This is a genomic window from Puerhibacterium puerhi (assembly GCF_009846865.1).
Taxonomy (GTDB): Bacteria; Actinomycetota; Actinomycetes; order Actinomycetales; family Cellulomonadaceae; genus Puerhibacterium; species Puerhibacterium puerhi.
The window spans coordinates 336,266-350,168 of the sequence record NZ_WUWN01000001.1 but is presented as its reverse complement, the minus strand read 5'-3'; the positions used below and the strand labels follow the sequence as shown (position 1 = coordinate 350,168).

Here is a 13,903-nt window from a genome sequence, read left to right as displayed (position 1 = left end):
CCGAGACGCCCGCGGAGAGGGCCGCGGCGGCACCTGCGGCGACACGGCACTGGTCGTACCTTTCGTGACGCCCGTCACATGTGGTTAGACTCGCGCATCCCGCCGTCAACGGTGCCGGCGGGAACCTCTCCGTGGAGGCGGGCTCCAGAACCGGGACCCGAGCAGCAGCGGAACGCACGAGGCCCAGGCAGCTCGTCGAGGAGGACGGATGCTCACTCTCGGCACCACCAGCATCATCATCGTCGCGGTCATCGCCGTCGTCGGGCTCGCCGCCCTCGGCTGCGCGCTCGTGCTGCGGCGGCAGGTCCTCGCGGCCGAGGAGGGCACCGAGCGGATGCGGGACATCGCCCGGGCGGTCCAGGAGGGCGCGTCGGCCTACCTCAGCCGGCAGTTCCGGACGCTGGGCTGGTTCGCGGTCGTGGTCTTCGCGCTGCTGTTCCTGCTGCCGGGCGACGGCGGCATCCGGGTGGGGCGCAGCGTGGCGTTCCTGTTCGGGGCGGCGTTCTCCGCGGCGATCGGCTACCTCGGCATGTGGCTGGCCGTGCGCGCCAACGTGCGCGTCGCCGCGGCCGCGACGCGGCCGGACGGCCGCGCCGTCGGCGCGCGGATCGCGTTCCGCACCGGCGGCGTGGTGGGCATGTCCGTGGTGGCCCTGGGTCTGCTGGGCGCGGCGCTCGTGGTGCTCGGCTACCGGGCCGACGCGCCGGCGGTGCTGGAGGGCTTCGGCTTCGGCGCCGCGCTGCTGGCCATGTTCATGCGCGTCGGCGGCGGCATCTTCACCAAGGCGGCCGACGTCGGCGCCGACCTCGTCGGCAAGGTCGAGCAGGGCATCCCCGAGGACGACCCGCGCAACGCCGCCACCATCGCCGACAACGTGGGCGACAACGTGGGCGACTGCGCCGGCATGGCCGCCGACCTCTTCGAGTCGTACGCGGTGACCCTCGTGGCCGCCCTCATCCTCGGCAAGGCCGCGATGGGGGAGCAGGGCCTGGTCTTCCCGCTGATCGTCACGGCGATCGGCGCCTTCGTCGCGCTGCTCGGCGTGCTCGTCACCCGGGTGCGCGGCACCGAGAGCGGGCTGGCCGCGATCAACCGCGGCTTCTACGTCTCGGCGGTGGCCGGGGCCGTGCTGGCCGCCGTCGCCGCGTTCGCCTACCTGCCCGGCTCGTTCGCCGAGCTCACGGGCACCGCCGACCTCGGGGACGTCACCGCCGACCCGCGGGTCGTCGCCAGCCTCGCCGTCGTGATCGGCGTCGTGCTGGCCGGCATCATCCTGTGGATCACCGGCTACTTCACCGGCACGACGTCGAAGCCGACGCGGCACGTGGCCGCCACCAGCCGCACCGGCGCGGCCACCGTGGTGCTGGCGGGCATCGGCGTCGGCTTCCAGTCGGCCGTGTGGACCGCGGGCATCATCGCCGCGGCCATCTGCGGGGTGTTCCTGCTGGCCGGCGGGTCGGTGTGGCTGTCGCTGTTCCTCGTGGCGCTGGCCGGCTGCGGCCTGCTCACCACGGTGGGCGTCATCGTCGCCATGGACACGTTCGGGCCGGTCAGCGACAACGCGCAGGGCATCGCGGAGATGTCGGGCGACGTCGACGAGGCCGGCGCCCAGACGCTGACCGACCTCGACGCGGTCGGCAACACCACCAAGGCCATCACCAAGGGCATCGCCATCGCCACCGCGGTGCTGGCCGCCACGGCGCTGTTCGGCTCCTACGCCGACGCCGTGTCGACAGCGCTGGCCGACGTCACCGACCGCGGCACCGGCCTGGTGGCCTCGATGCTCGACTACCAGATCATCTCGCCGGTCACCCTGGTCGGCGTCATCCTCGGCGCCGCGACGGTGTTCCTGTTCTCCGGCCTGGCCGTCGACGCCGTGACCAGGGCCGCGGGCGCGATCGTGCTCGAGGTGCGCCGCCAGTTCCGCGAGCACCCCGGGATCATGACGTTCGACGAGCGCCCCGAGTACGGCCGCGTCGTCGACATCTGCACCCGCGACTCCCTGCGCGAGCTGGCCACCCCCGGCCTGCTGGCCGCGTTCGCGCCCATCGCCGTCGGCTTCGGCCTCGGCGTCGGGCCGCTCGCCGGGTTCCTCGCCGGGGCCATCGGCGCGGGCGTGCTGATGGCGATCTTCCTGGCCAACTCGGGCGGCGCGTGGGACAACGCGAAGAAGATCGTCGAGGACGGCGCCCACGGCGGCAAGGGCTCCGAGGCGCACGCCGCCACGGTCATCGGCGACACCGTCGGCGACCCGTTCAAGGACACCGCAGGCCCGGCGATCAACCCGCTGATCAAGGTGATGAACCTGGTCTCGGTGCTCATCGCGCCGGCAGTGGTCGCGCTCAGCGTGCCGGCCGACGCGAGCGTCGCGCTGCGCATCGCCATCGCCGTGGTGGCCGCGGCGATCGCGCTCGGGGCCGTCGCGCTGTCGCGCGTGCGCGCCGCGCGCGCCGACCGCGCGCCCGAGCCGCGGGTGCAGGCCGGCCTGGGGTAGCGCGCCGGCCGGGGTGGGCGCCGTCGGCGGCCCGTGGCAGCATCGGCCCGTGCCCGCCCGCCCCGTCTCGGCCGCAGACCTCGCCCCCTGCGCCGGCCTCGACCTGCGCGCCCTGCGTGCCGCGGTCGGCACGGCCGTGTTCGAGCGCGGCGAGGACTACGCCGCCCGCGGCATGGTCGGGCCGGTGCGCTGGGACTCCGGGCTCGACGAGCTCTCCGCCGCCGTCCGCGGCTCCGGGCCGCGGCCCTACGAGGCCCGCGTCGGCCTGGCGCTCGAGGCCGACCGGACCGAGGCGACCACGCTCGCCTGCACCTGCCCGGTGCGCCACGACTGCAAGCACGCGGTGGCGCTCGCGGTGACGGCGGTGCGCCTGGCCCGGGCCGGGCTGGCCGCCGCCGCCGCCGCCGACGACGGCCGGCCGGCCGACTGGCGGCGCGCCGTCCAGGCGTGGACGGCGCGGGAGGCACCGCGGCCGGTCCTCGGGGCGCCGCTCGAGGCGTTCGCGCCCGCGCCGGCCGGGGCGACGCCGCCCACCCCGCTCGGCCTGCGCTTCCGCGTCGACGCCCCGGCGGAAGGTGACGGTGACCTGCCCGGGCTCTCCCTGCGCCCGGTGCGCCGCGGCTCCTCGGGCCGCTGGGTCGGCGGCACCGAGGTGGACTGGGTGGGGCTGCAGCACTCCGGCGGCGGCCGGTACGCCCCCGGGCAGCGGGAGTGGTTCGCCGAGCTGGGGCGCGCGCACCGCACCGACCGGCGCCCGTTCGGCTCGGGCGGCACGCGCACGTGGCGGTACGCGGAGGACTTCACCGGCGCCGCGTTCTGGACGCTGCTCGCCGAGGCGCGCGACCGCGGCGTCGCGCTGGTGGGCGAGAGCGACGCCGACGAGGTGGTGCTCTGCGCCGCCGCCACCGTGGGCCTCGACGTGCGGCGCGACGCCGCCGGCGGCGCGGTGCTCCAGCCCTACGTCGCGTTCCCCGCGGCCCCGGGGACGGCGGCGGAAGCAGGGACGGACGCGGACGCGGGCCCGGCGGACGGCGACCTCGTGGTGCCCGCCGAGCACGCCGCGCCGGTCGGGGCGCGCGGGCTGTTCGCCGTGGTCGACGACGGCGCCGCGCGCCGCCGCCTGCTGCTGGCCCCCGCCGCCCTCGACGCCGCGACGACCGCCCTGCTGGGCAGCGCGCCCGTGCACGTGCCGGCCGAGGGGGTCGACGAGCTGGTCGCCGAGCACCTGCCCGCCCTGCGCCGGCGGACCGCGGTGGTCAGCAGCGACGGCAGCGTCGCGGTGCCCGAGGAGGCCCGGCCGGTCCTCGTGCTCGAGGTCTCCACGCCCCGCCTGGGCCGGATCGCGCTGCACTGGCACTGGGAGTACCGCGCCGGGGACGTGGTGCAGGTGCGCTACCCGCTCGAGGTCGACCTGGCCGACGCCGCCGGCGCGGCCGCCCGCGACATCCCGGCCGAGCGTCGGGTCCGGCGCGCCGCGGCCGAGGCGCTGCACGGGCTGCCGGGCCTGGCCGGGCTCGTGCCCGAGGCCGGCCGGGAGGTGTCCGGCATCGGCGCCGTCCACCTGGCCGACCGCGGCCTGCCGGCGCTCGCGGCCCTGGACGACGTCGAGGTCCGCGGCGCCGACGCCCTCCCGGAGTACCGCGAGGCCACCGCCCCGCCGGAGGTCACGGCCACGATCGGGCGCAGCGACGACCCGGACTGGTTCGACCTGGGCATCCAGGTCGCCGTCGAGGGGCGGCACGTGCCGTTCGTCGCCCTGTTCACCGCGCTGGCGCGCGGCCTGAGCCACCTGGTGCTCGAGGACGGCACGTACGTGCGGCTGGACCAGCCCGCGTTCGCGTCCCTGCGCGAGCTGGTGGAGGAGTCGGCCCGGCTGGAGGGGCGGCCCCCGGCCGGGCCGCACCCGCCGCGCATCAGCCGGTTCCAGGCCGGCTGGTGGGCGGACATGGCCGACGTCGCCGACACCGTCGTCGTCGACCCGGTGTGGGAGGAGTCGGCGGGTGCGCTGCTCGCCCTGCGCGACGCGCTCGACGACGAGGCGGCGGCCGCCGTCGACGTGCCCGCGGGGCTGCACGCCGACCTGCGCCCCTACCAGCGCCAGGCGTTCGAGTGGCTGGCGTTCCTGCACCGGCACCGGCTCGGCGGGATCCTGGCCGACGACATGGGCCTGGGCAAGACGCTGGAGACCCTCGCGCTGGTGACGCACGCGCGCGAGCAGGCGCCGGACGCGCCGCCCTTCCTCGTCGTGGCGCCCGCGTCGGTGCTGGGCAACTGGGTGGACGAGGCGGCGCGGTTCGCCCCCGGCCTGCGCGTGGTGACCATGGACGCCACCCCCGCGCGGCTCGGCCGCACGCCGGCGGGGCTCGCGGCCGGCGCCGACGTCGTCGTCACCACCTACGCCCTGCTGCGCCTGGCCTTCGACGACCTCGCGGCGCTGGAGTGGTCCGGCCTGGTGCTCGACGAGGCGCAGGCGGTCAAGAACGCCCGCACCCGCGTCCACGAGTGCGCCCGCACGCTGCGCGCGCCCTTCCGGCTGGCGATCACCGGCACGCCGCTGGAGAACGACCTGACCGAGCTGTGGGCGCTGCTCAGCGTGGTGGCGCCCGGGCTGTTCCCGTCGCTGGGGCGGTTCCGCGACGACTACGTCAAGCCGATCGAGGCGGGGGACACCGCCCGGCTGGACCGGCTGCGCCGCCGCGTGCGGCCCCTGCTGCTGCGGCGCACCAAGGAGCAGGTCGCGCCCGAGCTGCCGGCCCGGCAGGAGCAGGTGCTGCGGGTCGAGCTGGCGCCCCGCCACCGCCGGGCCTACGACACGTTCCTGCACCACGAGCGCCGCCACCTGCTGGGGCTGCTGGACGACTTCGAGAACCAGCGGTTCGCGGTGTTCCGCTCGCTGACGCTCCTGCGGCGCATGGCCCTGGACGCGTCGCTGGTCGACCCGGACCAGCACGCCGACGTGCCCTCGAGCAAGCTCGACGCGCTGTTCGAGCAGCTCGAGGAGGTCCTCGCCGAGGGGCACCGGGCCCTGGTGTTCAGCCAGTTCACCAGCTATCTGGCCAAGGTGGCCGACCGCTGCCGGGCGGCCGGGGTCGAGTACGCCTACCTCGACGGCGCCACCCGCCGCCGCGCCGACGTGGTGCGGGCGTTCAAGGAGGGGTCGGCCCCGCTGTTCCTCATCAGCCTCAAGGCGGGCGGGTTCGGGCTCAACCTGACCGAGGCGGACTACGTCTTCCTCCTCGACCCGTGGTGGAACCCGGCCGCCGAGGCGCAGGCCGTCGACCGGACGCACCGCATCGGGCAGGAGCGCCCGGTCATGGTGGTGCGGCTCGTGGCCGACGGCACCATCGAGGAGAAGGTGATGGCCCTGCAGCAGAAGAAGGCGCGGCTCGTCGGGGCGGTGCTCGACGACGGCAACGCCTCGTTCGCCGGCGCGCTCGGCGCCGACGACGTCCGGGCGCTGCTGCTCGACGCCTGACGGGCCCCGGCGGGGGCGTGCCGGTTCGCCCGGCGCGCCCGCGCGTGCCTGTGACCAGGGCTGGTGCCACGTGAAACACTGCGGGCGCGGGCCGCGACGGCCCGCCACGACGTCGTCGCGCGGAGGAAGCATGTCCACACCCGACCAGCCCGGACAGCCCCACGAGCCCTCGTCGCACGGGGCGGGGTCGACGCCCGCCCCGGAGCCGGCGCCCTTCGCCGCCCCGTCCGGCGCCGACCGGCCCGCCCCCGAGGCGGCCCAGGGCTCGGCTCCGCAGGCGCCCGCCCCGCAGGCCCCGGCCCCGCAGGCCCCGGCCCCGCAGGCTCCGGCTCCCCAGGCACCGGCGCAGCCGGCCTACGGCCAGTACGCGCCGCCGTCGTCCGCGCCCGCCGACGGCCAGTACGCGCCGCCGGCGCCGACCGGGTGGCAGGCCGGCCAGGCACCGAGCGGTACCCCGGGCTACGGCACCCCCGGCAACGGCGCCCCCCAGGCCGGCCCGTACGGCCAGCAGGCGTACGGGACCTACGGCCGGCCGGGCCAGGGGCAGCCGGCCTGGACCCCCGCGGAGCGGCCGGGCATCGTGCCGCTGCGCCCGCTGACGCTGGGCGAGATCTTCGACGGCGCGTTCGGCGCGCTGCGGCACAACCCGCGCGTCATGCTCGGCCTGTCGGCGCTGGTGCTGACGGTGGCCACCGTCGTCGGCGCGCTGCTGGCCCAGCTCGTGGTGCCCGCGTTCGCCGGGATGCTCGGCGGCCTGACCTCCGACCTGTCGGCCGCGGAGCAGGCCGAGTTCGCCGCGCTCGGCTTCGACGCGTTCTTCGCACAGGTCTACGGCGTCGCCGGCGGCCTGGGCATCGTCCTCGCCCTGGTCACCCCGGTGCTGTTCGGCATCCTCACGGTGTCGGTGTCCCGCTCCGTGCTGGGCGACAAGCTCTCCGTGGCGGCCGTGTGGAGCCGCGTGCGGCCGCGGCTGTGGCTGCTGGTCGGCTGGTCGCTGCTGCAGGGCGTCGGGGCGACCGTGCTCCTGACCGCCGGGGTCCTGCTGACCATCGCCCTCGCCGTCGGCGCGAGCGAGGTGAGCGGCGGCCTCGCGGCGCTCGTCGCGATCGTCCTCGTCGCGGGCATGGTCGTGGCGGCCGTGTGGCTCTGGACCCGGCTGCTGCTCGTCCCGGCGTCGCTGGTGCTGGAGGGCCAGCGGCTGTGGGCGACGGTGCGCCGGGCGTGGCTGCTGACGCGCGGGGTGTTCTGGCGCGTGCTCGGCATCACGCTGCTGGCCAACGTCCTCGTCGGCTTCGTCGGCCAGATCGTCTCCGGCCTCATCGGCGGCGTCGGCGGCGCGCTCGTCGGCGTCTCGGCGATGAACGGAGGCGGGCTGCCCACGGCGTCCCTCGTGGCGGTCACCGCCCTGTCGACGCTCGTCGCGTCGCTCGTGCAGGTGGTCTTCATGTCGGGCGTGACCGGGCTGCTCTACGTGGACACGCGGATGCGGCGCGAGGGCTTCGACGTCACGCTGACCGCCGCGGCGCAGCGCATGGCGGAGCAGCGGCCCGACTCGTCCACGCGCTGGTGACCGCCCCGACCGCGGGGCGCCGCGATTTCGCCCCGCGGCCCGGCGTGGTTCACCATGGAGCAATGCTCGCCACCACACCCGGTCCCCGCAGGGCCCGCCGCGCCGCCGCCGTGGTGGCGGTCCTGGTGGGAGCCGCGGCCCTGGGCGCGTGCTCCGGCGCGGCCGACTCCGAGCCCTCGGGCGCGGCGTCCGCCGTCTCCGTGCCGTCCGACGCCCTGCTGCCGGAGTCCGACGGCGGCGTCGCCCCGCAGGACGACGCGAGCGCCGGCGCCACCGCGTCGCCGTCCCCGTCGGCCTCCGCGGGCGGGGGCGCCGCCTGCGCCGACCTGCAGGCGGCGTGGAACGAGACCAACAAGGCGCTGGTGGACCTCAGCCCGCAGCACCCGCGGGCCCTGGTGCACAGCTTCCGGACGGCGTCCAAGGCGATGGCGTCGGTGGAGCCGCCCGACGCCGTGGCCGACGCCTGGGGCGACATGACCGACTACCTCGGCGCCGTCGACGAGGCGCTGCAGGACGTCGAGGCCGACGACGCCGCCGCGGTGGCGCGCGCCGTCGAGGGCGCGGTCGACGCCGACGACACGGCCACGGCGACGACCGCGAGCAAGGACATCACGACGTACATCTCCGCCGGCTGCCAGGGCTGACTGCGCCCCGCGCGAGCGCCGTCGGGGATCATGGAGCCATGCCCGCCGCCACCGAGCACGTGACCCTGCCCGCGCACCTGCCCGCGCCCGCCCTCGACGCGGCCGCCGCCGACGCGCTGCGCGCCGACCTGGGCGCGGCCGGCTTCACCGTCGACGGCGTGAGCGACCTGCTCGGCGAGCTCGCCGCCGGGGCGCTGCACCGCGAGCAGGCGGTGCCCGCCCGGCGTGCCGTCGCGGCCACGGTCGCGGGGCGCGCGCCCTCGTCGTGGGACCCGCGGGCCACGCTCAGCCGCTTGTTCCTGCTCGGCGGGGAGGTGCCGCGCGCGGCGCTCGACGCCGCGCTGGCGCGGGTGGGCACCGCGGGCCTGGTCCGCGCCGGCGTCGTCGTCGCGGCCGGGCAGGGGGACGACGACGCCGTGCGCGCCGCCGTCGACCTGCGGCCGTACGCCGCGCAGGACGCCTCGGGCGCGGTCGAGTGGTGGCTGGCCTCGGACCTCGGTGAGCTGGCGCGCGGCGGCGCCATCGCCAACGACCACGTGCTCGGCGCCGGCGGGGCGTCGCTGACCCTCGCCCAGGTCACGGTGCGCGACCAGGTCGACCGGGTCCTCGACCTCGGCACCGGCTGCGGCATCCAGGCGCTGCACGCCGCCCGGCACGCCCGCGGCGTGGTCGGCACGGACGTCTCGGCCCGCGCCCTCGACTTCGCGCGCTTCAACGCGCTGCTCGACGCCCCCGGCCTGGGCGACGCCCTCGAGCTGCGCCTCGGCTCCATGCTCGAGCCCGTGGCCGGCGAGGCGTTCGACCTCGTGGTGAGCAACCCGCCGTTCGTCATCACCCCGCACGCCGGCGCCGCCGGCCGGGCGGTCGAGGAGGCGCTCGGCGCGTTCGAGTACCGCGACGGCGGGCGCTCGGGCGACGACCTGGTGCGCGACCTCGTCACCTCCGTCGGCTCGGTGCTCGCCCCCGGCGGCACCGCCCAGCTCCTGGGCAACTGGGAGCACCGGCGCGGCGAGCCGTGGACGGACCGGGTGGGGGAGTGGCTCGACGCCTCGGGGCTCGACGGCTGGGTGATCCAGCGCGAGCTGCTCGACCCGGCCGAGTACGCCGAGACCTGGATCCGCGACGGCGGCACCACGCCGGACCGCGACCCGGCCGGCTGGGCCGCGGCGTACGGGGCGTGGCTCGACGACTTCGCCTCCCGGGACGTCGAGGCCGTCGGCTTCGGCATCGTCACGCTGCGCAAGCCGCTCGACGAGGGGCGCGCGCGCCTGCGCCGCCTGGAGGAGCACACCGGGTCGGTGCGCCAGCCGCTCGGGGCGCACCTGGCGGCGTCGCTCGCCGCGCACGAGTGGCTCGCCGCCCGCGACGACGCGGCGCTGGCCGCCCAGCGGCTCGTCGTCGCGCCGGACGTCACCGAGGAGCGCTACCTCACGCCCGGCGCGGGGGACCCGAACGTGGTGCTGCTGCGCCAGGGCGACGGGCTCGGCCGGGCGGTGCACGCGTCGACCGGGCTGGCCGCGCTGGTCGGGGCGTGCGACGGCGAGCTCGCGGTCGGGCAGATCAGCGGGGCGATCGCGGCGCTGTTCGACGTCGACGCCGCGGGCCTGGCCGCCGAGCTGCTGCCCGCCGTGCGCGGGCTGGTGCTCGACGGGTTCCTGCGCCCCGCCTGAGCGGTCCCTCGACGTGTCCGCCCGGGACGATCACGAGGCCGCCACACCCGGCGGCTACGGTGACAGCATGCTCGACGCCACCCGTCCGCTCCCGCGGCCCGCGCCGCCCGCCGCGCGCCCGGGGCCCGGCCCCGCGCCCCGCAGGGCGCCCCGCGGCGTGGCCGTCGCGGTCGCGGTCCTCGCGGCGCTCGGGGTGCACCTGACGTGGCAGCTGTTCGTGGCCACGGCCCGCGGGCAGCGCGTGGACGACCTCGCGTTCGACGGCGCCCGGCACGGCCAGGGCACGCTCTGGGTGGTGGCCGAGCCCGTGCTCGCCGTCGTCTCCAACACCTTCGTGCTCGCCGGCATCGGCGTGGCCGTGCTGCTCGCGCTTGTCCGGCGCCGCTGGGTGCTGGCCCTGCAGGTCACCGCGCTGATCGTGGGCGCCAACGTCACGACCCAGGTGCTCAAGCACTGGGTGTACGACCGCCCGGAGCTGCTGGACGGCTGGGTCGGCCTCAACGCCCTGCCCAGCGGGCACACCACCGTGGCCGCCTCGATCGCCGCGGCGCTGCTGCTGGCCGCCCCGCGCGGGTGGCGCCCGCTCGTCGCCGTCGCGGGGTCGGCGTGGGCCGCGGCCACCGGCCTGTCGACGCTGGTGGGTCAGTGGCACCGCCCGTCCGAGGTGGTCGCCGCGCTGCTCGTGGTGCTCGCCTGGGGAGCGGCCGCGTGCGCGCTGACCCCCGCCTCGTCGCTCGACCGGCCGCGCTCGCCGGGCGACCGGATGGCGACGCCCGGCTCGAAGGTCGTGGCCGGCCTGCTGCTGCTCGGCAGCGCGGCGGCCGCGGGGGTGGCCGCGGTGGCGCTCGGCGACCTGACGTCGGGGTCGCAGAAGGTCCCCCTCGACGGCGACGTCACCGCGTACGCGGGCGGCGTGTGCGGCGTGCTCGCCGTGACCGCGCTGGTCTTCGCCGTGCTGCTGCTCCTGCGGCAGGCCTCGGCGCGCCCGGCCAGGTAGCCCGCCGGCCGCCGTCCCGGCCCCGGCGGGCGCCCCTGGCGGGCGGCGCCGGGGGCGATACAGTCTCCCGAGCGCTCGTGGCGTACCGTGTCGAGGACCGGTCGCCCGGCGGGGCCGCCCCCGCCCCCTCGCACAGCGCGATCGAATCCCGTCGGAAAGCAGGAACGGATGCCCCAGCCACGCAAGCTCGTGATCGTCGAGTCGCCCACCAAGGCTCGCAAGATCGCCGGCTACCTCGGGGACGGCTTCGAGGTCGAGGCCAGCGTCGGCCACATCCGCGACCTGCCCCAGCCGTCCGAGCTGCCGGCCGAGATGAAGAAGGGGCCGTACGGCAAGTTCGCCGTCGACGTCGACAACGGGTTCGACCCCTACTACGAGGTGTACGCGGACAAGAAGGCCAAGGTCCGCGAGCTGAAGAAGGCGCTCAAGGAGGCCGACGAGCTCTTCCTCGCCACCGACGAGGACCGCGAGGGCGAGGCCATCGCCTGGCACCTCATCCAGGAGCTCAAGCCCAAGGTCCCGGTCAAGCGGATGGTGTTCCACGAGATCACCCGCGAGGCGATCATGCGGGCGCTGGAGAACACCCGCGAGCTCGACGACCACCTCGTCGACGCCCAGGAGACCCGCCGCATCCTCGACCGCCTCTACGGCTACGAGGTGTCCCCGGTGCTGTGGCGCAAGGTGCGCCAGGGCCTGTCCGCCGGCCGCGTCCAGTCCGTCGCCACGCGCCTGGTCGTCGAGCGCGAGCGCGAGCGCATGGCGTTCGTCGCCGTCGACTACTGGGACGTCACGGGGCAGTTCGCCCCCACCGGCGGGGCCGACGCCGGGCAGGCGTTCCGCGCGCGGCTCACCGCGCTGGGCGCCGACCGCGTCGCCTCCGGCCGCGACTTCGACGACGCCGGCCGGCTCCGGACGCGCGGGGGGCGCGGCGAGGGCGGCGTCGTGCACCTGGACGAGGCCACGGCGCGCGCCGTGGTCGCCGGCCTCGCCGAGGCCGGGCAGTCGCCGGCGGGCGGCGGCTTCACGGTCCGCTCGCTGGAGACCAAGCCGTACTCCCGCAAGCCCGCCGCGCCGTTCACCACCTCCACGCTGCAGCAGGAGGCGGGCCGCAAGCTGCGGATGAACGCCCGCCAGACGATGCGCACCGCGCAGTCGCTGTACGAGAACGGCTACATCACCTACATGCGTACGGACTCCCCGTCGCTGTCGGTGGAGGCCACCGACGCCGCGCGCCGGCAGGCCGCCGAGCTGTACGGCGCCGAGTACGTGCCCGGCTCGCCGCGCGTGTACGCCTCGAAGAACAAGGGCGCCCAGGAGGCCCACGAGGCGATCCGCCCCGCCGGCGACTCGTTCCGCACCCCGGCGCAGGTGGCGCGCGAGCTGTCCGGCGACCAGTTCCGCCTGTACGAGCTGATCTGGAAGCGCACCGTCGCCTCGCAGATGGCCGACGCCAAGGGCTCGACGGCGTCGGTGCGCCTGGCCGCGCCGCTGGCCGCCGCCGCGGGCGAGCACGCGGGCAAGGACGCCGTCTTCTCCGCGTCCGGCACCGTCATCACGTTCCGCGGGTTCCTCGCCGCCTACGAGGAGGGCACCGACGCGGCCGAGGACGACGGCGCGGCCGCCGAGCGCGACGCGCGCCTGCCGCGCATGGCCGAGGGCGACGCCCTGGCGGGCCGGGACCTGGCCGCCGACGGGCACACCACCACCCCGCCCGCCCGGTACACCGAGGCCTCCCTGGTCAAGGCGCTCGAGGAGCTCGGCATCGGCCGCCCCTCGACGTACGCCGCGACGATCTCGACCATCCAGGACCGCGGCTACGTGCGCACCCGCGGGCAGGCCCTGGTGCCCACCTGGCTGGCGTTCGCCGTCACGCGCCTGCTCGAGGAGCACTTCCACTGGCTGGTGGACTACCGGTTCACCGCCGAGATGGAGGAGGACCTCGACCAGATCGCCGCGGGCGAGCGCGACCGCGTCACCTGGCTGTCCCGGTTCTACTGGGGCGACCGGTCGGCCGACGCGTCCGACCAGGACGGCTGGGGGCTGCGCGACCTGGTGGAGAACCTCGGCGACATCGACGCCGCGGCGATCAACTCGGTGGAGATCGGCGAGGGCATCCGCGTGCGCGTGGGCCGCTACGGGCCGTACGTCGAGGACCTCGGCGCCGAGGTGGCCGAGGGGCAGAACCCGCCGCGCGCCTCCATCCCCGAGGACCTCGCCCCGGACGAGCTGACGGTGGCCAAGGCGCGCGAGCTGCTCGTGGCCGGCGGCGACGAGGGCCGCACGCTGGGCACCGACCCGGAATCCGGCCACACGATCGTGGCCAAGGCCGGCCGGTACGGCCCGTACGTCACCGAGCTGCTGCCCGAGCCGGAGCTCGACCCGGGCCTCAGCGCCGCCCAGCGCAAGAAGGCCCTGGCCGCGCTGCCGAAGCCGCGCACGGCGTCGCTGTTCAAGACCATGTCGCTGGAGTCGGTCACGCTCGAGGACGCCCTGCGGCTGCTGTCCCTGCCGCGCGTGGTCGGCACGGACCCGCAGTCGGGCGAGGAGATCACCGCGCAGAACGGCCGCTACGGCCCGTACCTCAAGAAGGGCACGGACTCGCGGACCATCGCGTCGGAGGACCAGCTCTTCACGATCACCCTCGACGAGGCGCTGAAGATCTACGCCGAGCCGAAGCGCGGCCGGGGCGCGCGCGCCGCCACGCCGCCGCTGCGCGAGCTGGGCGACGACCCGACCAGCGGCAAGCCGATCGTGGTCAAGGAGGGCCGGTTCGGCGCGTACGTCACCGACGGCGAGACCAACCGGACGCTGCCGCGCGACCTGACGCCCGAGTCGATCACCCCCGAGCGGGCGATCGAGCTGCTGGCCGAGAAGCGCGCGGCCGGGCCGGCCAAGAAGCGCACCACGCGCTCGGCGTCGTCGCGCACGACGAAGGCCGCGGCGGCGAAGGGCACGACGGCGAAGAAGCGCGGCACCGCGACGAAGTAGCGCCCCGCCCGCCCCGCTCCCGGGCTGGCCCCGCGACGGCCGCGGCCGTCGCGGGGCCTGCCCGG

General features: G+C 76.7%; 7 protein-coding genes. All 7 read left to right on the top strand.

Annotation, left to right across the window (positions count from 1 at the left end; genetic code table 11):
• Positions 1-208: 208 nt before the first annotated feature.
• On the top strand, positions 209-2,494 hold the full coding sequence (locus tag GSF02_RS01625; RefSeq protein WP_159792044.1) for a sodium-translocating pyrophosphatase: 2,286 nt from the start codon (positions 209-211) through the stop codon (positions 2,492-2,494).
• A 49-nt stretch (positions 2,495-2,543) separates the two neighbouring features.
• Positions 2,544-5,969: a DEAD/DEAH box helicase gene (locus tag GSF02_RS01620; protein ID WP_159792042.1), complete on the top strand. Its 3,426-nt coding sequence runs from the start codon at positions 2,544-2,546 to the stop codon at positions 5,967-5,969.
• Positions 5,970-6,099: 130 nt separating this feature from the next.
• Positions 6,100-7,539 carry a hypothetical protein gene (locus GSF02_RS01615; RefSeq protein ID WP_159792040.1) on the top strand — a complete coding sequence of 480 codons (1,440 nt, stop codon included), beginning with the start codon at positions 6,100-6,102 and terminating at the stop codon, positions 7,537-7,539.
• Between the two features lie 62 nt (positions 7,540-7,601).
• The gene (locus GSF02_RS01610; protein ID WP_159792038.1) at positions 7,602-8,183 is read left to right on the top strand and encodes a hypothetical protein; all 582 of its coding nucleotides are present in this window, start codon (positions 7,602-7,604) and stop codon (positions 8,181-8,183) included.
• Positions 8,184-8,221: 38 nt separating this feature from the next.
• On the top strand, positions 8,222-9,853 hold the full coding sequence (locus GSF02_RS01605; protein WP_159792036.1) for a DUF7059 domain-containing protein: 1,632 nt from the start codon (positions 8,222-8,224) through the stop codon (positions 9,851-9,853).
• A gap of 67 nt (positions 9,854-9,920) precedes the next feature.
• Positions 9,921-10,850, top strand: a complete 930-nt coding sequence (locus tag GSF02_RS01600) for a phosphatase PAP2 family protein (protein WP_159792034.1) — start codon at positions 9,921-9,923, stop codon at positions 10,848-10,850.
• 168 nt (positions 10,851-11,018) lie between these two features.
• The gene (topA, locus tag GSF02_RS01595) at positions 11,019-13,838 is read left to right on the top strand and encodes a type I DNA topoisomerase (RefSeq protein ID WP_159792032.1); all 2,820 of its coding nucleotides are present in this window, start codon (positions 11,019-11,021) and stop codon (positions 13,836-13,838) included.
• The last annotated feature ends 65 nt before the right edge of the window (positions 13,839-13,903 follow it).